Below are 21,676 nucleotides of genomic sequence, written 5' to 3'. Positions count from 1 at the left end.
GCCTCGACGATGGTAATGGCGGTGATGATATCGGAAGGATATTTGGAAATGTCCTCGAAACGATTCTAGCTTTGCCGTCACAATGATCAGCCGCAACCATCATCGCACCCATCATCACGCCGTGCACATCCATGTGCATCACGGTGTATGCTGTCGTGCGGTGAGAATGGTGACGCGAATCGGCTGATTCCGACCATAGCAATCGACCCATCAAGGGCCGTTCTCTCACCGGGAACGGCCCTTTTTCTTTTTCATCGAGTCCATGCCCATGATCATGACGTCCCTGCCGAATCGAACCGCCGTGGCCCGACGCCTAAGGCCCTTCCGTCTTGCCGTTCAGAAGAGTGGCCGTCTGACGGATGATTCACTGCGCCTTCTGCGCGAATGCGGTCTTTCCCTCGGACATCAGGAGGCACGCCTCGTACTGCCTGCCGCCAACCTTCCTCTCGACGTGCTCTTTCTCCGCGACGACGACATCTGCGATGCGGTGGCGTCGGGAGTGGCGGATGCGGGTATCCTCGGCGACAACGTCGTGACCGAGCATGGATGCCGTGCGATGATCGTCCGGCGTCTCGGCTTCGCCCGATGCCGTCTCTCCATCGCCATGCCTCGAGGGATGGACTATTCGGGAACGAACGATCTGCGGGGCCTGCGGATCGCGACATCGTATCCGCGTTTACTGAATGACTTTCTGCGTCGTCAGGGTGTCGTGGCCGACGTTCACGAGATAAGCGGCTCGGTGGAGATCGCACCAAGCATCGGTCTCGCCGATGCGATCTGCGATCTGGTGAGCTCGGGGTCGACCCTGCTCATGAACGGTCTTCGTGAAGTGGAGACGGTGATGCAGTCCGAAGCGGTGGTGATCGTGAACGATGCGGTGAACGAGGCGACGGTGACGGAACGCGACCGGCTGCTGTTCAGGATCGATGCCGTCCTTCGCGCCCGGTCGATGCGGGCCATCTTCCTCAATGCGCCGAACGCCGCTCTCGCCGATATCATCCATCTGTTGCCAGGACTGCAGAGCCCTACCGTGATGCCGCTCGCACGTCCGGCATGGAGCAGCGTCCATGCAGTCATTCCCGAAGACCGGTTCTGGGACATCATCGACGAGCTGCGCGCCAATGGCGCCGAAGGCATCCTTGTGACACCTATCGAGAAGCTGATAGAATGAAGACGATCATCAACCCGCCACGTGAACGATGGATGTCACTGACGCGCAGACCCGTAGCCGATCCTGAAGCGCTGTGGTCGGACGTCGCGGTCATCATGGATGACGTCCGCCAGCGTGGCGACGCCGCCGTTCGTCGCTGGACACGCCAGTTCGACGATGTCGACATCGTGACGAGTCGTGTTCCCGACGACGTACTGCAGCGTTCGTCGTCCATGCTCGATGCCGACACGATCACGGCGATGCGAACGGCTGCCGGGAATATCCGCACGTTCCACAACGCCCAGCGCCGGCCTGCCGTCGAGGTGGAAACGATGCCAGGCCTGATATGCAGGATGGAGACGAGGCCGATCGATGCGGTCGGGCTCTACATTCCCGGTGGATCCGCTCCGTTGTGTTCGACGGTACTCATGCTCGCCATCCCTGCCGTCGAGGCGGGGTGCGGACGTATCGTCATCTGTTCTCCACCCGATCCATCGACGGGTCGACCCGACGTCTCCATCATGGCTGCCGCCGTACTGTGCGGCATTCGTGAAGTGCATGCCATCGGCGGCGTGCAGGCCATCGCAGCGCTCACCTACGGCACGGAATCCGTGAAGCCGGTGAAGAAGATTCTCGGTCCGGGTAATGCATGGGTCACGGCTGCGAAGCAGCGTGCATCGCTGTATGGCGTGGCCATCGATCTTCCCGCCGGTCCATCGGAAGTGCTGGTGCTCTGCGACGAAACGGCCGATGCCGAATCCGTTGCGGCGGACCTTCTCGCTCAGGCCGAGCATGGTGCGGACAGTCAGGTGGTGCTGGTCACGACGAGTGCCGCATCGGTCGAGCGTACGTACAAGGCCCTGGATGAACAACTTGCCATACTGCCCAGGAAGGATATCGCAGGACGTGCTCTCGAACATGGTCTGGCCATCGTCTTCGACGATCGGGCCGAGGCCATCGCCTTCACGAACGACTATGCACCCGAACACCTCATCGTGATCATGGACGATGGTGATCCCGACTGTCTCGAACAGGTCTGCGGCAGGATCACGGCGGCAGGATCGGTATTCCTCGGACCGTACACACCGGAATCGCTTGGAGACTATGCGAGCGGTACGAACCATACGTTGCCGACGGGAGGATGGGCGGGACGTGTCAGTGGCGTGACGCTGGACAGTTTCTGCGTGACGATGACGGTGCAGCGTGCGACGGAGTCGGCGTTGCAGGCCATCGCTCCGACCGTTACGACGTTGGCGCGCACTGAACGACTCGAAGCGCATGCCAGGGCCGTTACCCGGCGTCTGACGCCGATATCGCTGAATGCGAACGAGAACGCCTTCGGCTCACCGTACGGTGACGATCTGCACCGCTATCCCGATCCCGCCTGTACGGACCTGCGTCAGGCTCTCGGTCGATACTATGGCCTTCCGACCGATCGTATCGTCTGCGGGAACGGTAGCGACGAACTGATCGATCTCGCCATACGTGCGCTCTGCGAACCGAGGAGGGATGTCGTCGTGAACACTCCTCCGACCTTCGTGATGTACGACCGCTGTGCCGCCGCATCGAAGGTGGACGTACGGAACGTACGACGCATGGACGGATTCGCACTCGACGTCGATGGCATCATCGCAGCCGTCGACGAAAGTGTCCGCATGATCATCGTCTGTTCGCCGAACAACCCTACGGGGAATGTATCGCCACTCGACGATGTTCTGAGGCTCCTTCGGGAAACATCCGCATACGTCGTCGTCGATCATGCTTATGTGGAGTTCGCGGAGGATGCCGACTGCACGTCGATGATCATGAACGAGGACAGGCTGATCGTACTGCGTACGCTGTCGAAGGCCTGGGGTCTGGCCGGGCTCCGTTGCGGTGTGCTGCTCGCCCATCCCGACGTCGTTCACGCGATCGATGCGATCCGTGCTCCGTTCAACGTATCGTCGATGACGCAGCGCATGGCTGCGGATGCGATACGTCATCATGGCGGAACGATGGAGAAGACCGTACAGGCGATCGGTGACGAACGTAACTGGCTGGCCTCGCAGTTGATGCTGCTCGATGACGTCGTCGACGTTCATCCGTCCTCGGCCAACTTCCTGTTCGTGCGTATGCGGGATGCGGATAGGGCGACGTCGCTGCTCGAACGTCGCGGCATCCTCGTGCGGAGCCGTACCGACGATATCGATTGTGTCGGTCACCTTCGTATCACGGTGGGTACGCGCGAGCAGAACGTCCAGGTCATCGATGCGTTGAGGGGTGAACGATGAATGGATCCATACTCTTCCTGGATGGCGAAGAGACCTTGTTTCGTCGTACCGATGATGACGGAGCGATACCGTCGCTACGGCAAGGTGCCATCGGAGCGTTGCGCGTAGCCGTCGGACTGGGCTACGATGTGGTGATGATGATTGCGGACGAAGGACGATCCGTATGGCAGGGCGATACTCGTCGAATGGCGTGGAATATCCTGACGGACGTTCTCGCTTCGGAAGGGATCGGGCTCGATGAAATCCGGGCCGATCGGTCGAACGGGCGATACGACGGAATCATGGATGCGGGTCGTTCCTTCGTTCTCGGCCATGGTGACTGGACCCCGTCATTCGATATAGCTCCGGAGGTCGGCCGGTTGCGGCTGGTCGACGAATGGACTGCGTCGACTATCGGTGCGGTACCGGAGGCACATGACCTGTCGTCATGGGACGAGGTCGCTTCACTCCTCAAGCGACGACGAAGAAGAGCTGGTATCGACCGCACGACGAAGGAGACGCGGATCGGCGGATGGATCGCCCTCGACGGGGACGGTTCGTGTACGATATCGACGGGAATCGGATTCTTCGACCACATGCTCACGCAGATCGTCGTCCATGCCGGCATGGATGCCGTGATCACCACGGTTGGTGATCTTCATGTCGACGACCATCACACGATCGAGGACACGGGCCTGGCTCTTGGTGAGGCGTTGCGACACGCTCTCGGAGACAAGCGCGGGATCGGTCGGTACGGATTCGTGCTGCCGATGGACGAGGCGCGTACTCTCGTGGCCATGGACCTGAGCGATCGACCATTCCTCCGATGGAAGGCGGCATTGCGTCAGGAGCGTCTTGGTACCATGCCGACACAGATGGTGGAGCACTTCTTCCGGTCGTTCGCCGACGGTCTGCGGTGTACGCTGCACATGGAGTCGGACGGTGTCAACGACCATCACATCGTAGAGAGCATGTTCAAGGGACTCGGCAGATCATTGCGCGACGCAATTCGCGACGTGCCATCGGATGCCATCCCTTCGTCGAAGGGGAGGCTCTGATGGTAGCTGTCATCGATACGGGCGCAGCCAACGTGCGATCCGTGATCCACGCGATACGTCGTGCGGGCAGGGAAGCCGTTCTCACGAGAGACGCCGGCGTCGTCGAATCGACACATCACGTCATCCTGCCTGGAGTAGGGCATGCGGCGAGAGTGATGTCGTCGCTGCATGAAGCAGGGCTCGTCGATGTCCTGCGGCGCCGTACGATGCCGCTCCTCGGAATCTGCCTCGGTATGCAGGTGCTGTTCGAGTGGTCGGAGGAAGGCGACGTTCCGTGCATCGGGCGTCTGCCGGGTATCGTACGCCGTTTGCCGGATGCAGAAGGGTGCAAGATCCCGCATGTGGGATGGAGCAGGATCACGGATATCTCGACGACCGTATTCGACGGCATCGCTGAAGGAAGCTGGATGTATTTCGTCCATTCCTATGCCGCGGATGTGAGCAGCCGAAGGGCTGCGACATGCCGGCACGGACGGTCATTCGCGGCGGCGGTCGTGGATGGGCTCACCATAGGAGTGCAGTTCCATCCCGAAAAGAGCGGTGACGATGGCCAACGTCTGTTCAACAATTTCCTCCGACTATGATACCTGTTCCTGCCATCGACATTCTCGATGGACGTGTCGTTCGCCTCCTGAATGGCCGTTTCGATGACGTCACGTACTACGATGGATCACCGCTCGACTATGCCCATCGACTGGAACGTGCGGGCATGAAGCGTCTTCACCTCGTCGACCTCGATGGAGCACGCAGTGGACGACACGGCATCCTCGATGTCGTGTCGGAGATCGCGCGTACGACCTCGCTCGTCGTCGACGTCGGTGGTGGAATCTCCACCGGAGACGATGTACGGCGCCTGCTCGATGCCGGTGCGGCCATGGTCTGCATTGGAACACTGGCCGTCGTACAACCCCGTACGGTCGGTGATATCGCTGCGCAGTACGGGTCGCATGCGATCATCGTGGCCATCGACGTCGCTGCGGAAACCGTACGTATCCGTGGATGGAAAGAGACCTCATCGTTCCGTATCGACGACGTCATGGACGACATGACGGACAGAGGTCTGTGCCGCTTCATGATCACCGACATCTCCCGCGACGGTATGATGAACGGGCCGGCCTTCGCGTCGTACGAACGTCTACGTGAACGGTATGCTTCTGCGCATCTCATCGCCAGTGGTGGCGTACGAGGACGGGAAGACATGAACGGGCTGGCAGCCATCGGAATGGATGGGGCGGTGATCGGACGGGCGTGGCTCGACGACGAGCGTATTCTCGACGAAATCGGAGGGATGTCCTGATGCCTGCCCGACGTATCATACCGTGCCTCGACGTCATGGGCAAGCGCACCGTGAAGGGTATACGGTTCGAGAACCTGAGCGATGTGGGCGATCCCGTTGCACTGGCCATGCGTTACGCACAGGATGGCGCCGACGAGCTCGTGCTGCTCGATATCTCGGCGACGATCGAGGAGCGGTCGACCTTCGCCGCCGTCGTCGAGGATGTAGCCGCAGCCATAGCCATCCCGTTCACCGTCGGTGGTGGCATACGTTCGGAACGCGACATGGAGCACATGTTGCGATGCGGTGCCGACAAGGTCGCCGTCAATACCGCTGCCGTGGCCGATCCATCGCTGATCGACCGCTGTGCCGCAGCCTTCGGCAGTCAGTGCGTCGTTCTGGCCGTCGATGTCCGTCGTGAGGGCCACGTATGGCAGGTCATGACGCACTCCGGGAAGCGTACGACCGGTCTCGATGCTCTGGAATGGGCCAGTGTGGCCGAGGGACGTGGTGCAGGGGAGATACTGTGTACGTCCATCGACCGGGACGGTACGAAGGACGGATTCGATACGGATGTGATCGCGGCGGTAGCGCATACGGTCCGGCTTCCGCTCATCGCCAGTGGTGGCGCCGGACGAGTGGAACATTTTGTCGACCCGCTGGTCTCCGGAGCAGACGCTGTGCTCGCAGCAGGCATGTTCCATCGGGGGGAGTGTACGGTCGATACGCTCAAGAACTATTTGCGGACATGTTCAATCGAGGTGCGGTGATGATACTCAAGTATGACGATATCACGGGTCTTCTCCCCGTGGTGGTCCAGGATGCGGACAGTGGTTCCGTGTTGATGGTCGGATACATGAACAGCGATGCCTACGATACGACGATGACGACGCGTCGGGTCACCTTCTTCAGTCGTTCGAGGCAGGAGTTGTGGACGAAGGGCGAGACGTCGGGCAATGTGCTGAACGTCGTCTCCATTCACGCCGACTGCGATGCCGATTCCCTTCTCATCAAGGCCAGGCCGGCGGGACCGACATGCCATACGGGAAGCCCATCATGTTTCGATGACCAGGAAGCCATATTCAGACTTGCCGATCTCGAGGACATCATCGCTCTGCGTGGCGCTTCCGGTGATCAGCATTCGTACACCGTACGTCTGCTGCGCGAGGGCATCCATCGCTGTGCGCAGAAGGTCGGTGAGGAAGGCCTCGAAGTAGCTCTCGCAGCCGTTGCCGCGCCCGAGCAGCTGGTCGACGAAGTTGCTGACCTTCTCTACCACGTCCTTGTCCTGCTCCACGTACGCGGCCACCGGTTTTCGGAAGTGGAGGAGCGGCTGGCATCGCGGAATGGTCGGCGTATGATGGTCACATCGTCGTAGGATCTTCGGGCCACGTGTGCTTCGGGTATCTGCCTCGCATTTCCTTTCGCACCTCCGCATAGCTTCCGCTCCAGAACCCGCCTATATCCTGTGTCACTTGTATTGGACGTCCTGCAGGCGAGAGAAGGTGGACGGTGAGTACGATGCGGCCATCGGCGACGCGAGGTTGCGTTTTCACACCGAACATGTCCTGCAACCGTACGGCCAGGACGGGGCGTTCCGGATCCGAATAGTCGATCGCGATGCGGCGTCCGTTGGGCACCGTGTAGTGCGTCGGCGCAAGCCGGTCGAGGCGTTGGCGTTCTTCCCATGACATCGCGGTATCCAGGATGGAACGGACGTCGATCCGCTCCACATCCTTGCGCTTCCGGCATCCGACGAGGGCTTCCGTCCATACGGATATCGGAACGTCGATGCCGGCGAACGTCATGCGTCGATACAGGATGCGTGCAGCATCCGTCCAGGGAAGGTCCTTCCAGTCGTTCCGCGCATAATGCTCCGCCAGGGCCGCTGCGATGGCATATGGATCCGCATCCGGATCGTCGTGTTCCTGCAGGACAATGGAGCCGAGAGAACGACGTATGCGTGCGACGACGGTGCCTGCATCGTCGTCCCAACCGAATACCGGAACCGTCACGACATCCTGTCCGGCATTGCCCAGCACGTCCTCTTCCGTCATCGGTGCTGCGAGCCCGATACGTACGTCGCTCGCCGTACCGTCGAGTGCTGCGATGGCGAGCCACTCGTGCTCAATCAGGGAATCATGGTCGTACAGTCGCGCCGTACGTCCGTTCCGCATGAGATACAATGGAGATGAGGCGTCCTTGCGTCGTGCGATCCTGTCCGGATAGGCGAGGCTCATGATGCGGCCACAGGAGTCCATATCGAGGGGCGATGCGGGATCGGCGGCATTACGTTCCAGCACCGACAGACGTTGTCGCGCAGAACGTACCGCCTGCATGTCGGCCTGATCGTCGTGCATGCCATCGATGATGGCGACACGACGACGCAGATCGGCGTCGCGGACGGCGCGCAGGATGTCGCGTTCACCGAGCAGGACTGCGAGGATGAGGGCCATGCGCCGTGCTTCGGGTGCCCTGCGGATCATATGTGCCATTCGCGGATGCATGGCCATGCGGGCCATTTCGCGGCCATCGGAGGTGATGTTTCCGTCGTCGTCGAGAGCATGGAGTTCGCGGAGCAGTTCGATCGCCTGGCGGTAGTGCCCGTCGGGTGGAGCGTCGATCCACGGTACGTCCTGTACGGATGCACCGAAGGCTGCGAGGTCGAGAGCGAGGGGAGCGAGGTCCGCAGTGAGGATCTCCGGCAATCTCCGCTCGGGAAGCTGTTCCTGTTCGGTTCGCGTCCATAGCCGGATGCACGTCCCCTCGGCCGTACGTCCGGCCCGACCCCGACGCTGTTCCGCAGCATCGCGGGAGACGGGTACGGTGACGAGATGGGACATGCCGATACGCGGATCGAATCGTGGCTCGCGGCTGCGGCCACCGTCGATCACGACGCGGACGCCGTCGATCGTGATGGAGGTTTCGGCGATGGACGTGGCCAGGACGACCTTGCGTCGTGTGGCCGGTGACGGACGCAGGGCCCGATCCTGTTCGCGTACATCGAGATCACCGTAGAGTGGAATGAGATCGACGTTCGTGATGCCTGCCTTGTCCAACGATGTTGACGCCGCGGTGAGCGTACGGCGTATCTCCGCCGTGCCGGGCAGGAAACAGAGGATGTCGCCGTCATGATCATGCAGGGCATCCACGATGGCGGCCGACATCAGGTGATCGAGATGGCGCGTCGGCGTCGACGTCATGTACGTCGTCTCGACGGGATACATCCGTCCTTCCGAGCGTATCACCGGGGTGCCCTCGGGCAGCAGCGTGCGTAACCGGTCGAGGGACGACAGCGTTGCCGACATCACCATGATGCGCAGGTCGGTATCGCCGAGGTCGCGTCCGAGCAGACAGAGACCGAGTCCGGTATCGGCCTGCAGCGATCGCTCGTGGAATTCATCGAAGATCACGATGGCCGTATCTGCGAGGGTCGGGTCGGACGAGAGCATCCGTGTGAGGATCCCTTCGGTCACGACTTCGATGCGTGTGCTGTTCGATACCTTCGTATCCATCCTCATGCGGTAGCCCACGGTGCGTCCTGCGTCCTCGCCGAGCAGATCGGCCATACGTCGTGCAGCGGCACGTGCGGCGAGGCGTCTCGGCTCGAGCAGGATGATGCGCCTGTCCTTCAGCCAGGGAGCGTCGAGCAGGGCGAGCGGAACGATCGTTGTCTTGCCCGCACCCGGCGGCGCTTCGAGGATGCAGGACGAATGTCCCGACAATGCATCGAGGATCGATGGCAGGACGTCGACGATGGGAAGGGCAGGGAAGACGGGCATCGAGGATGGGAATGCATGATGATGTCGATGGCAAGTTACGTTCGCTGGCGGAGGGAGCAGGTATCGTTCGAATCATCCCTGCCGATGACGTGATGATGGTCGTGCATACGCCGACGTCATGCCGAAAACGCAACGACCCGCCATGTGGCGGGTCGTCGGATGATCGATTCGACGTGTCGTTCGTGTACTGCAGGATCAGGCATACTCCTCGATCGAAGGACACGTGCAGATCAGGACGCGGTCACCATAGGCATTGTCGACACGTCCGATGCTCGGCCAGAACTTGCGGTCGCGGACCCACGGAAGCGGGAAGACGGCCTGCTGACGCGTGTAGGGGTGAGCCCATTCGTCAGCCATGGCCACGAACTGCGTGTGCGGAGCGTTCTTGAGCGGATTGTCCTTCGCATCGACGGCGCCGGTGCAGACATCTTCCATCTCGCGACGGATCGTCAGCAGGGCGTCGATGAACCGGTCCAGTTCAGCCTTGCTTTCGCTTTCCGTGGGTTCGATCATGATCGTACCGGGGACGGGGAAGCTGAGCGTCGGTGCGTGGAAGCCGTAGTCCATCAGACGCTTCGCGACGTCTTCGGCTTCGAGACCGCCGCGTTGCTTGAAGGTGCGGAGGTCGACGATCATTTCGTGAGCGACGCGTCCCTTGCTGCCGACGTAGAGGATGTCGTAGCCGCTCTCGAGGCGGCTCTTGATGTAGTTGGCGTTGAGGATGGCCAGCTTCGTCGCCTGCGTGAGTCCCGGGCCGCCCATCATGCGGATGTAGGCATAGGAGATGAGCAGGATCGAAGCCGATCCCCAGGGTGCGGCCGAGACGGCCGTCGACGTGTTGCCGTTCGGAGAAACGACGCTGTGTCCGGGCAGATAGGGAGCGAGGTCGGACACGACGCAGATAGGCCCCATGCCGGGGCCACCACCGCCGTGAGGAATGCAGAACGTCTTGTGCAGGTTGAGGTGGCAGACGTCCGCACCGATGGTGCGCGGGCTGGTGAGACCGACCTGGGCATTCATGTTGGCGCCGTCCATATAGACGCGGCCACCGTGTTCGTGGACGATGGAGCAGACGTCCATGATGGCTTCCTCGAAGACGCCGTGCGTGGACGGATACGTCACCATGAGTCCTGCGAGGTTCGCCGAGTTGGCGATGGCCTTGGCGCGCAGGTCCTCGACGTCGATGAGTCCGTCTTCCGTCGCCTTGACGACGACGACCTTCATGCCGGCCATGACGGCCGACGCGGGATTGGTGCCGTGGGCGCTGGACGGAATGAGGACGACGTCGCGGTGGCCTTCGCCACGTGCCTGATGATACTTGCGGATGACGAGGAGTCCGGCATACTCACCTTGTGCGCCCGCATTCGGTTGCAGCGAGCAGGCGTCGAAGCCGGTGATCTCGTTGAGCCATGCTTCGAGATCACGGAAGACACGGGCGTAGCCCCGGGTCTGCTCGACCGGTACGAAGGGATGGATGGAGTTGAATTCCGGCTGCGTGATGGGAATCATTTCCGCGGTGGCGTTCAGCTTCATCGTACACGAGCCGAGCGGAATCATCGAATGAGCCAGCGAGAGGTCCTTGTTTTCCAGGCGCTTCATGTATCGCAGCATCTCGTGTTCGCTGTGATACTGGTTGAAGACGGGATGCGTGAGGTAGTCGCTCGTACGACGCAGTACTTCGGGAATGCCGCTTTTGGTCTTCGTGATGAGGTCCATCACGTCCGGTACGGCCGTACCCCTGATGCCTGCGAAGACGCCGAGGATGGCCGAGAGGTCGGAAGGCTTCGTCGTTTCATCGATGGAGATGCCGACGGAGTTGTCGCCGCTGTATCGGAAGTTGATGCCGGCTTCTTCCGCACGGGTTCTGATGGCATCCGCCGATGCTTCGATCGTGATCGTATCGAACCAGGAGCCGTTGACGACGTCGTAGCCGAGGCCACGGAGACCATCGGACAGTGCGGACGTCAGCACGTGCACGCGTTCGGCGATGCCGCGCAGGCCCTTCGGACCGTGGTACACGGCATACATGGCTGCCACGTTGGCGAGCAGCGCCTGGGCCGTGCAGATGTTCGACGTCGCCTTGTCGCGACGGATATGCTGTTCGCGCGTCTGCAGTGCCATGCGGAAGGCCATGTTGCCTTGCGCGTCCACGCTGACGCCGATGATGCGTCCGGGCATGAGGCGCTTGTACTGTTCCTTCGTGCTCATGAAGCCTGCATGGGGACCACCGTAGCCGAGAGGAACGCCGAAGCGCTGGGCCGAACCGATGCAGACGTCGGCACCCCATTCGCCCGGAGGCGTGAGCAGGGTCAGGGCCAGCAGATCCGTTCCCGCACAGACCAGGGCGCCGGCGGCATGTGCTCGCTCGCAGACGTCGGCATGGGAACGGACGTCGCCGTTACCGGCCGGATACTGGATGTAGACGCCGAAGACGGAACCGTCGAACTGGACATCGTGGACGTTGCCCGTGCGGATCTCGATGCCGAGAGGTTCGGCACGGGTGATCAGCACGTCGAGGGTCTGGGGGAAGACGTTCTCGTCGACGAAGAAGGCTTCGGCATCCTTGGCTGCGCCGCTCTTGGCGGCATACATCAGGTGCATGGCCTCGGCAGCGGCCGTGGCTTCGTCGAGGAGCGATGCGTTCGTGATCTCGAGCTTCGTGAGATCGATGATCATCGTCTGGAAGTTCAGGAGCGATTCGAGACGGCCCTGGGCGATTTCGGCCTGGTACGGCGTGTATTGCGTATACCAGCCCGGATTCTCGACGATGTTGCGGAGGATGACGGGCGGCGTGATCGTGTCATAGTAGCCCATTCCGATGTAGGTCCGGTATCGTGCATTCCAGGAACCTATCTCGCGCAGTTCGGCGAGGAGCTCGGCTTCCGTCAGGGCATCGGGCAGGGAGAGGGGCTTGGGCAGGCGGATCTTCGACGGGACCGTTTCCTCGATGAGGTGATCCAGCGTCGATGCGCCGACCGTACGCAGCATCTGCTCGATGTCGTGCTCCGTGGCGCTGTTGTGGCGGGAATGGAATTCGTCGCGATAGAGGCGTGGATGGTGCATTGCTGATGTGGTACTGTGTGGACTGGTTGCTCAGGAACGACAAAAATATGAAACAGACGACGCCTGACGGATCGGGGGAATGGCAAAAGCGCCTCCCTCCGCGATGGAAAGAAGGCGCTCGGTACGTCGACAGGCCGTTTGGACCGTCAGTGCGTCGTTTCGCCGTCCCGGTACTGGCAGCAGTCGGGAAGCTTGTCGTAGGCTTCGTTCGTGGCCTTGACGTTTTCCACATCGTGTCCGGCAGCGGCGATGGCCTTCTTGACCGCGTCGGGTGATGTCTTTGCGTCGTCGTAGGTTACGGTCGCGACCTTCGTCTTCTTGTCCCATGCGAAGTTCGATACGCCATCGACCGCCTCGGCGGCCTTGGTGATACGTTTTTTGCACGAGCCACAATTTCCACTGACCTTGGTCGTAAACGTCTGTTCTGTGGCGAACATCATGCTTGGGACGAGCATCATCATCAACAGAAGAGCCTTCATTGCATACTCCTTTCGTAGTGTACGTCAGTAGGACGCGATGGGATGAAAAAGGACGCAGACGGATGATACCCGGATTTTGGTGTACGACGACATAAGCGTGTTGTAACACAAAGTGATAGCGACATTTCGCAAGTTTGCACGATGAACAAAAAAGTACTGATCTGGACGATTGTGGTGGCCGTGGCCATCGGTGCATTCTTCCTCATCCGCTCCCTTACAGGTACGTCGGCGGCCAGGGGACCCGGTGCGGGAACACCACCGGGTGGACCGGGTGGCGTCAAGGCGGGTCCGGTTTCCGTTCGTGGAATCGTCGTCCAGCCGTCGTCGTTCGACGAATCGATCACGCTGACGGGCAGCATCATGGCCAACGAATCGGTCGAGATCCGCAGCGAAGTCAGCGGTCGTATCATCAAGCTCGGTTTCCAGGAGGGGGGGCTCGTGCGCAAGGGGCAGCTTCTGGTGAAGCTGTTCGATGCCGACCTGCGTGCCCAGCTCGCCAAGGCCCGCCAGCAACTGAAGATCGATGAGGACAAGATGCGTCGCTATGCCGAGCTGAAGCGCGTCGACGGCGTGAGCACGGAAGAGTACGAAGTGGCGGCTGCCCAGGTCGAGATGCGCAAGGCCGAGATCGACGTCCTGCTCGCCCAGATCTCCCGCACGGAAATCCTCGCTCCGTTCTCCGGACGCATAGGATTGAGGCAAGTCAGCGACGGCGCCGTCATCACGACGAATACCCTGATCGCCGTCCTGGCCGATGAACAGCAACTCAAACTCGAATGCTCGATTCCCGAACGCTATGCGTCAACCGTGGCTCTGGGCAAGAGCCTGTCGTTCCGCACACGCGGACGCGATACGATGCAGGGCAGGGAAGCCGTGATCTATGCCATCGACCCTGCGGTCGAAGCGAGTACGCGTACGCTGAAGATCCGCGCTCGCTGCAAGGATTCCCGTGGTCTCGTCGCAGGAATGTTCGCCGACATCAATCTTCCCCTGTCTACGGTGAGCGATGCCCTGCTCGTCCCGACCGAGGCCATCGTACCCGACCTCAACGGAACGAAGATCTTTGTCCAGCGCGGCGGCGTGGCCCGCCCAGTCTTCGTCGAAACGGGTGGCCGCACCCCAACGATGGTGAGGATCTCGTCCGGTATCGCCGCAGGCGATACGGTGCTGACGACGGGTCTGCTGCTGCTCAAGCCCGGTTTACCTGTCAAGACGGAGTTGTGAGCAGAACATGAATCTTTCCGTTCTCAGTATCCGCAGGCCGGTACTGGCCATCGTACTCAGCATCCTCATCGTCCTCATCGGGGCGGTAGGATATTCCTTCCTGGGCGTACGGCAGTTTCCCGACGTCGACCCGCCGAACATCACGGTGACCACGACGTATACCGGTGCCAATGCCGACGTCATCGAATCGCAGATCACCGAGCCTCTCGAAGAGAGCATCAACGGTATCGCCGGTATCAAGAGCATTACGTCGGCATCCAGTGACGGCCGCAGCAACATCACCGTCGAGTTCGAACTCGGCGAGGACCTCGAAGCATCGGCCAACGACGTGCGCGATCGCGTATCGCGCGCGCAACGCAATCTCCCGCCCGATGCCGATCCTCCCATCGTGGCCAAGGCCGACGCGAACAGCAACGCCATTCTCGTGATGACGGTGCAGAGTACCGCACGGTCTCTGACGGAACTGACGGACATCGGGACGAACCTCTTCAAGGAACGTCTGCAGACGATTCCCGGCGTCGGTAACATCACGATCTGGGGCGAACGGCGTTATGCCATGCGCCTCATCATGGATCCGGACCGTCTGGGTTCCTACGGACTCACCCCTGCCGACGTCCGCGACGCCCTGCAACGCGAGAACGTCGAACTGCCTGCGGGCCGTCTCGAAGGAAAGAACACGGAGCTTTCCCTCCGCGCTGTCGGACGCCTCTCCAAGCCGGAGGAATTCGAGAACCTCATCCTGCGTTCGCAGCCCGGAGCCACGGTACGTCTGCATGACGTCGCCCGCGTCTATCTGGGTGCCGAGAACGAACGGACGATCCTGAAGCGTGACGGATCTCCGATGATCGGTCTGGCCATCGCACCGCTGCCCGGTGCGAACCAGGTCGAGATCGCCGACGAATTCTATCGTCGTCTCGACGTGCTCGTGAAGTCCGCACCGAAGGACATCGTCCTCGACGTCGCCTTCGACAACACGAAGTTCATCCGCAAGGCCGTCTTCGAAGTGCAGGAAACGCTCCTCATCGCCTTCGGTCTCGTCGTCCTCATCATCTTCATTTTCCTGCGCTCATGGCGCGCCACGATCATTCCCGTCGTGGCCATTCCCGTATCGCTCATCTCCGGTTTCTTCTTTCTCTGGCTCGCAGGCTTCTCCATCAACGTCCTCACACTGCTCGGCATCGTGCTGGCGACGGGTCTGGTGGTGGACGACGCCATCGTGGTGATGGAGAACATCTTCGTGCACATCGAGGAAGGCCTCCATCCGCGGGAAGCGGGAGAGAAGGGGGCCACCGAAATCTATTTCGCCATCATCTCGACGACCATCACGCTCGTCGTCGTCTTCATTCCCGTGATCTTCCTGCAGGGCCTTACCGGACGTCTGTTCCGCGAGTTCGGCCTCGTCGTCGCCATGTCCATCGCCGTCAGTGCCTTCGTCTCGTTGACCTTGACGCCGATGATGAGTACGCGCATGTTGCGTCACGAAGAAAAGCAGAGCTGGTTGACGCGCGTGACGGAACCGTTCTTCATCGGAATGAACAGGTTCTACGAACGCACGCTCCATTCCGTGATCAAACGGTCATGGCTGGCAGCCGTCGTGATGCTGGCATGCGTCGGAACGATCTACGTGGTGGGACGCGCGCTGAAGAGCGGTCTTCCGCCCCTCGAGGACCGGTCGGCACTGTCCTTGAGCATCACGGCACCGGAAGGATATACGTTCGACCGCATGGACAGCTTCATGGATACGTTGACGTCCGTCGTGGACCGCACGATTCCCGAGAAGAAGCTGCTCATCACCGTGACGTCTCCGTCCTTCGCCGGCGGCGGCAGTAACAGCGGTTTCGCACGACTGATCCTGAAGGATCCGGAAGAGCGACAACGTTCGCAGATGCAGATCGCGAACGAACTGACGGCCACGATGCGCGGTATCAGCGAAGCCCGTACGATCGTGGCCCAGGAACAGACGATCGCCACGGGCGGCGGTCGCCCCGGTCTGTCCGTGCAGTACGTTCTCCAGGCCTCCGAACTGAGCGACCTGCGCCGCGTCCTGCCGAAGTTCATCGACCTCGCCCAGAAGGATCCTACCTTCGCCATCGTCGACGTGAACCTGAAATTCAACAAGCCGGAAGTGGCCATCGAGATCGATCGTGCACGTGCGCGTGAACTCGGTCTCTCCGTACTGTCCATCGCCGATGTCCTGCAGGCCGGCTTCTCCGGTCAGCGCTTCGGCTACTTCATCATGGGTGGCAAGCAGTATCAGGTCATCGGTGAATACGAACGCAGCGGCCGCAGTACGCCCGACAACATTCCCGCCCTGTCCATCCGTACTCCTGAAGGTCTCGTCGTCCCACTCGCCGATCTCGTCAAGATGACGGAGCAGAGCAGCCCGCCCCAGCTCTATCGCTACAATCGGTACGTGAGTGCGACGGTCAGCGCCGAGCCCGTGCCGGGCAAGACGATCGCCGACGGTATCGCGGCGATGGACAACATCGCCCGCAATACGCTGGACGAGTCCTTCACCACATCGCTCAGCGGTCCTTCGCGTGACTTCGCCGAGTCGTCGTCGAGTCTCGTCTTCGCCTTCATGCTCGCACTGGCGCTCGTCTATCTTATCCTCGCAGCGCAGTTCGAGAGCTTCGTCGACCCGTTGACGATCATGCTCACGGTACCCCTGGCTCTCGCCGGTGCCGTACTGTCCCTGTGGCTCACCGGTGAATCGCTGAACATCTTCTCGCAGATCGGTTGCATCGTCCTCATCGGGCTGGTGACGAAGAACGGTATCCTCATCGTCGAGTTCGCGAATCAGCGTCGTGAAGCAGGACTCGACTGGAAGGACGCCGTACAGGAAGCCGCCGCATCGCGGTTCCGTCCTATCCTCATGACGTCGCTCGCCACGATCCTCGGCGCGCTTCCGATCGCCCTGTCGCTCGGTGCGGCCAGCGGCAGCCGTGTCGGCATGGGTGTCGTCATCGTCGGTGGTATGATCTTCGCGACGTTCCTGACGCTGTACATCATTCCGTCGCTCTACGTCATCCTGAGCCGTATCAAGCGTCATAAGGGAACCCACGTACCTGCCAAGGCCGCAGCCGTCGTCGGCATACTCCTGCTCGCCGTCGTTCCCATGCGTTCGCAGGGAGTGACGACGCTCGACGAGGCCATCGGCAATGCGATGACGTCGAACTACAACGTTCAGGTGGCACGTCAGGACTCCGTCCTTGCCGCAGCGACCGGTAAGGGAAGCGTCACGCCCTTCATGCCGACCTTCAATGTGACGGGGTCGTACGTTCGTGGTTCGAACGACGTCAGCCAGATCCTCGCGAGCGGCCAGGTCATCGAACGGAATGGTGCGGGGTATACCAACATGGGCGCTGCCGCCGGGCTGACGTGGACGTTGTTCGACGGACTCAAGATGTTCGCGACGAGCGATCGCGCAACGGTACTCGAGCAGGGGGGCGTGCTGCAGGCCCGCAGCAGGATGGCCATGACCATCGCCGATGTGGTGACGGCCTACAGCAGCGTCATCGCCAACCAGCGCGTGCTCAATACGACGAAGGATGCCCTGGAGCTCGCCGATCAGCGCTACGTCATCGAAACCAACAGGTTCAAGGTGGGATCGAACTCCGGCGTCGAAATGTCCCAGGCCGAAGTCGATCGCAATACCGTGAAGGGAATGGTCCTGCGCGGCGAGACGGATCTCTTCACGGCCAAGACGACGCTGAACAGACTCATGGCACGCAAGCCGATGGATCCCCTCGACGTGGATACGGCGCTGGACGTACCGGCGCTGCCGCCGCTGGATACGCTCCAGACCGAACTCGAACGTCAGAACTACGACGTCCTTGCCGCCGAGCGCCAACTGGAAGCGGCCTCGCTCCACGTTCGTGAGGTCGATGCGCGATTCTTCCCCCAGATCGCCGCCAACCTCGGCTATTCCTATACGAACAACAAGAGCGATGCAGGCTTCCTGATCGAGAACCGTCAGCTCGGATGGAACGTCGGTGTTAACTTTTCCTATAATCTGTTCAATGGCTTCACGGACAAGCTCGATGCCGAGAAGGCTCGTGTCGATGCCGAACGTCAGCGTCTGATGGTGCAGGACATCAGGGCCGATCAGCTCAACCGCCTGGCGCAGACCTATCGCCGATACGAGCAGGGGAAGGCACTGATGGACGTCGAACAGGCGTCGCTCACCGCAGCACAGCGCAATGCGGGCATCGCCGTCGACAAGCTCCGTCTCGGCCTCATCACGTCCATCGAAGCACGGCAGACATTGCAGACGCTGCTCGAGATCGGAGCACGTCTGGCCCAGGTCGAATTCGAAACGCGTGTCGCCGGTATCGAGGCCCTGCGCCTGGCCGGACGCCTGCTGCGCTGATCGGACGAATCTCCGTAGACATGATCCGGGACCTGGAGTGGCCTGCTATGTGCCGCTCCAGGTCTTCGTGTATCTACCAGGGGAACAGGTCCTTCACCGTCACGACACGTACCTTGCCGTATCGTTCCAATGCGGGAAGGTCGAGCCGTTCCTTCGAGCCGATGATGGCGATGACCCTCGGCTTGCGTGCGATGTTGTCGTCGAAGAACCTGTGCAGTTCTCCGTACGTGATCTTTCCGATGGCATCGTAGGTACGCTGCTGCCAGTCGTTGCCCAGACCATAGCGACGTGACAGATCGGCGAACGAGAGGATACCGGCCCGTTCGATTCGCGAAGTCCGGTACTGGGACAGCAGCGATTCCTTGACGTTGACGAAGGTCGGATCGTTCTTCGGCAGGCTCGTCATCAGCGTATTCATCGAGGCGAGGGCATCGTTGAGCTTGTCCACCTGCGTTCCGATATAGCCTTCCATCGTCATCGGCTCCATCCGGTTCTCGGGCCATGGAATACTGATGCCCGCACCGTAGGCGAGTGCCTGCGATTCACGCAGCGTCTGGAAGACCAGACCGTTCATACCTCCACCCATGTACTCGTTGAAGGCCCGTACCACGGCCTGATGCGTCGGATCGAAGCGAGGCAGTGCCTTCGAAAGGATCGTCACTTCGGCCTGGACCATATCGTGGTCGATGATCCATACTTCCGGTTTGTCGAGCGTGCGGACGACGGGATACCTGACGACGGGCGCCGCCTTGTGCGTTGCCGGGATCCTGTGATGCCGCCCGATGATCGTCGCGATGGAGTCGTGCGACACCGGTCCATAGTACCATATCTCATGGTCATAGGCGAACAGCGACCGTATGATGGCCAGCAGGGTATCGGCACCAACGGTACGGAGACGCTCATTGCTCGGATCGCGCATCGTGGGATTGTCCGGACCGTACTTGGCGTACGGAACGAGTCCTTCCTGCAGGAGGACCGTCTTGTCCTTCAGTTGGTCCTCGCGCGTCTTCAGTACCGTCAGGACGAATGCCGAATACTGTGCGGTGTCCGAGCGTGCATCGGCGATGAGATGTTCGGCGAGGTCGAGGCTCTGGACGAACGACTCCTGGAGGCCGGATACGGTGATCAGGGCGTAGTCGTCGTCGGTGCTGTGGTCCATCGACATGCCGAGCCTGAACTTCTCGCGCTGGACGTCGCCTCCATTCCGTTCCGACGTTCCCAGGTAGCTCAGGTAGTCGAGGGCGTAGTCCTGTAATGGATCGTTCAGGGCGCCGACAGGAATCCTGTAGGTCAACGAGAAGAGGTCGTTGTCCCTGTTGTGCGTGGTACGCAGAACGACGCCACGTCCGATTCCCGACGTACGCACATCCTTCGCGAGGTCGACGAATCGCGGCGCGACGGGTACGGCCTGTTGAGCCATGATGCGAAAGGCGAACGGTGAGAGCGTATCCCGATTGAGAGCGACGGGCGTGATGTCCGGCTTGACGATGGATCTCAGGTCCATGCGTGGCCCTACCTGTTTGTAGACGATGACGTGGTTCTCGCCATAGTACTTGTTCGCTACGCGCACGATGTCGTCCTTCGTGACCATGGAGAGGGCATCGAGACTGCGTGCGTGGACGGGATAGGAGCGGCCGAGCATGAGGGACTCGAGGATCCAGTCGGCGCGGCCCTGGGCCGTCGACAGTTGCCGGGTCCTGTCGATCCTGTACTTCCTGATGATGCCGTCCAGTATCGCTTCGTCGAAGGCTCCCTGCTTGACGAGGCGCAACTGGTCGAGGAGAAGGTTACGGACCTGGACGAGGGATTGTCCGGGAAACGGATTGCCTCCGAGAATGTGATAACCGTGGTCCGACATCATATACTGCACGGATGCGGCGTCGGCCACCTTCTGCGCATGACGGAGGTTCAGGTCGATGAGGCCGGCCACACCGTTCGAGAGCACCATGTCCAGCATCTGCAGTGCGGGGATGTCGGCATGGTTCGCACCCGGCCAGCGGAAGCCGATGGTGACGCTTTCACCTTCGCGGCCTTGTACCGTGTTCTCGACCGGTGCCGCGATCTCGGCAAGAGCCGCGGGTTTCCACTCCGGAACGTTCTTTCGCCGCATCCATCCGAACGATGCTTCGACCCATGCGGCGACGGAATCGGGATCGACGTCTCCCGCGACGATGACGGCCATGTTGTTGGGTACGTAGTAGGTGTCGTAGTATTCGCGGATACGCTTCATCGAGGGATTCTTCAGATGCTGGATCGTGCCCAGCGTACTCTGCGTGCCATAGGGATGCGTAGGGAACAGGGCGGCACGCAGCGTATCCTCGATCAGTGACCGGTCGTCGTCGAGCGATCCGTTCTTCTCTTCGTAGACGGCTTCGAGTTCGGTATGGAACAGGCGCAGGACGGGCTTCCTGAAACGTGCGCCTTCCATCTCGAAGTAGGTCTTCAGTCTGTTGGACGGTACCTCGTTGTAGTAGGCCGTCACTTCCTCGCTGGTGAAGGCATTGGTTCCGGTGCAGCCCAATGCCTGGCACATGCGGTCGTATTCGTTCGGAATGGCGAAGGTGGCGGCGATGCCCGAGAGGGAGTCGATCGTCCGGTACAGACTGCGTCGCATGGCCGTATCCGTCGTCTGGCGATATCGTTCGTAGGTTGACTCGATACGGTCGATGAGTGGTCGTTCCTTCGCGAAGTCGAGCGTACCGAATTCCTCGTTACCCTTGAACAGCATATGCTCCAGGTAGTGAGCGAGGCCTGTGGCATCGGCGGGATCCTGCTTGCTGCCGGTTCTGGCCACTACGTAGACGGTGGCCCGTGGCTGGTCGTCGTTCACGCTCACGTAGACACGGAGCCCATTGGCCAGGGTGTGGATCTTCGTCGCAGCGGGATCGCCCGGGACCGACGAGAAACCGTGCTGGGCACGGAGGCCGGAAGCCGAGAGGGAGAACAGGACGACGATCGCCGACAGGATACGGAACATGGCCTTGACCATTGAAGAGTCCGGATGGTTGAGGAGGCAACGCAAT

Annotated in this window: 13 protein-coding genes; 9 read left to right on the top strand and 4 right to left on the bottom strand. The window is 61.0% G+C overall.

The genetic code is table 11. The annotated features are described in order from the left end of the window. Positions 1 to 274 precede the first annotated feature (274 nt). Genes BGO89_05710 through BGO89_05680 form a run of 7 tightly spaced genes read left to right on the top strand, consistent with a single transcriptional unit; the run spans position 275 to position 7,111 of the window. A complete protein-coding gene (locus tag BGO89_05710) occupies positions 275 to 1,171 on the top strand; it encodes an ATP phosphoribosyltransferase (protein ID OJX59744.1) in 897 nt (298 codons plus the stop codon). Next, entirely contained in the window at positions 1,168 to 3,420 is a 2,253-nt protein-coding gene (locus BGO89_05705) for a hypothetical protein (GenBank protein ID OJX59712.1), read from the top strand. The genes BGO89_05710 and BGO89_05705 overlap by 4 nt, the downstream gene beginning before the upstream one ends. After that, on the top strand, positions 3,417 to 4,457 hold the full coding sequence (locus tag BGO89_05700) for a hypothetical protein (GenBank protein OJX59711.1): 1,041 nt from the start codon (positions 3,417 to 3,419) through the stop codon (positions 4,455 to 4,457). Before BGO89_05705 ends, BGO89_05700 begins: the two co-directional genes overlap by 4 nt. Then, positions 4,457 to 5,041, top strand: coding sequence for an imidazole glycerol phosphate synthase, glutamine amidotransferase subunit (locus tag BGO89_05695; protein ID OJX59710.1), 585 nt, complete (start codon positions 4,457 to 4,459; stop codon positions 5,039 to 5,041). Before BGO89_05700 ends, BGO89_05695 begins: the two co-directional genes overlap by 1 nt. After that, positions 5,038 to 5,754, top strand: coding sequence for a hypothetical protein (locus tag BGO89_05690; protein OJX59709.1), 717 nt, complete (start codon positions 5,038 to 5,040; stop codon positions 5,752 to 5,754). Before BGO89_05695 ends, BGO89_05690 begins: the two co-directional genes overlap by 4 nt. Further along, a complete protein-coding gene (locus BGO89_05685) occupies positions 5,754 to 6,503 on the top strand; it encodes an imidazole glycerol phosphate synthase subunit HisF (protein OJX59708.1) in 750 nt (249 codons plus the stop codon). Before BGO89_05690 ends, BGO89_05685 begins: the two co-directional genes overlap by 1 nt. Next, positions 6,482 to 7,111, top strand: coding sequence for a hypothetical protein (locus BGO89_05680; GenBank protein OJX59707.1), 630 nt, complete (start codon positions 6,482 to 6,484; stop codon positions 7,109 to 7,111). The genes BGO89_05685 and BGO89_05680 overlap by 22 nt, the downstream gene beginning before the upstream one ends. On the opposite strand, the gene BGO89_05675 is transcribed toward BGO89_05680, so the two are convergent. From BGO89_05675 to BGO89_05665, 3 genes are all read right to left on the bottom strand, one after another. Further along, positions 7,098 to 9,515, bottom strand: coding sequence for an ATP-dependent helicase HrpB (locus tag BGO89_05675; GenBank protein ID OJX59706.1), 2,418 nt, complete (start codon positions 9,513 to 9,515; stop codon positions 7,098 to 7,100). The two genes, BGO89_05680 and BGO89_05675, sit on opposite strands and share 14 nt — an antisense overlap. 195 nt (positions 9,516 to 9,710) lie before the next feature. Further along, positions 9,711 to 12,578 carry a glycine dehydrogenase (aminomethyl-transferring) gene (locus BGO89_05670; protein ID OJX59705.1) on the bottom strand — a complete coding sequence of 956 codons (2,868 nt, stop codon included), beginning with the start codon at positions 12,576 to 12,578 and terminating at the stop codon, positions 9,711 to 9,713. A gap of 146 nt (positions 12,579 to 12,724) precedes the next feature. After that, positions 12,725 to 13,057, bottom strand: coding sequence for a hypothetical protein (locus tag BGO89_05665; protein OJX59704.1), 333 nt, complete (start codon positions 13,055 to 13,057; stop codon positions 12,725 to 12,727). A 141-nt stretch (positions 13,058 to 13,198) separates the two neighbouring features. Between BGO89_05665 and BGO89_05660 the strand changes: the two genes are divergently transcribed. Together BGO89_05660 and BGO89_05655 are read left to right on the top strand one after the other, a co-directional pair. Next, positions 13,199 to 14,281: a hypothetical protein gene (locus tag BGO89_05660; protein OJX59703.1), complete on the top strand. Its 1,083-nt coding sequence runs from the start codon at positions 13,199 to 13,201 to the stop codon at positions 14,279 to 14,281. 7 nt (positions 14,282 to 14,288) lie between these two features. Then, positions 14,289 to 18,653 carry a hypothetical protein gene (locus tag BGO89_05655; GenBank protein ID OJX59702.1) on the top strand — a complete coding sequence of 1,455 codons (4,365 nt, stop codon included), beginning with the start codon at positions 14,289 to 14,291 and terminating at the stop codon, positions 18,651 to 18,653. Positions 18,654 to 18,726: 73 nt separating this feature from the next. Here the strand turns inward: BGO89_05655 and BGO89_05650 are convergent, their stop codons facing one another. Continuing rightward, the gene (locus BGO89_05650) at positions 18,727 to 21,642 is read right to left on the bottom strand and encodes a hypothetical protein (GenBank protein ID OJX59701.1); all 2,916 of its coding nucleotides are present in this window, start codon (positions 21,640 to 21,642) and stop codon (positions 18,727 to 18,729) included. Positions 21,643 to 21,676 lie beyond the last annotated feature (34 nt).

Source organism: Candidatus Kapaibacterium thiocyanatum, from assembly GCA_001899175.1.
In the GTDB taxonomy this organism is placed as follows: Bacteria; Bacteroidota; Ignavibacteria; order Kapaibacteriales; family Kapaibacteriaceae; genus Kapaibacterium; species Kapaibacterium thiocyanatum.
The sequence above is the reverse complement of the archived record's forward strand: the minus strand, read 5'-3'. Positions and strand labels throughout refer to the sequence as shown.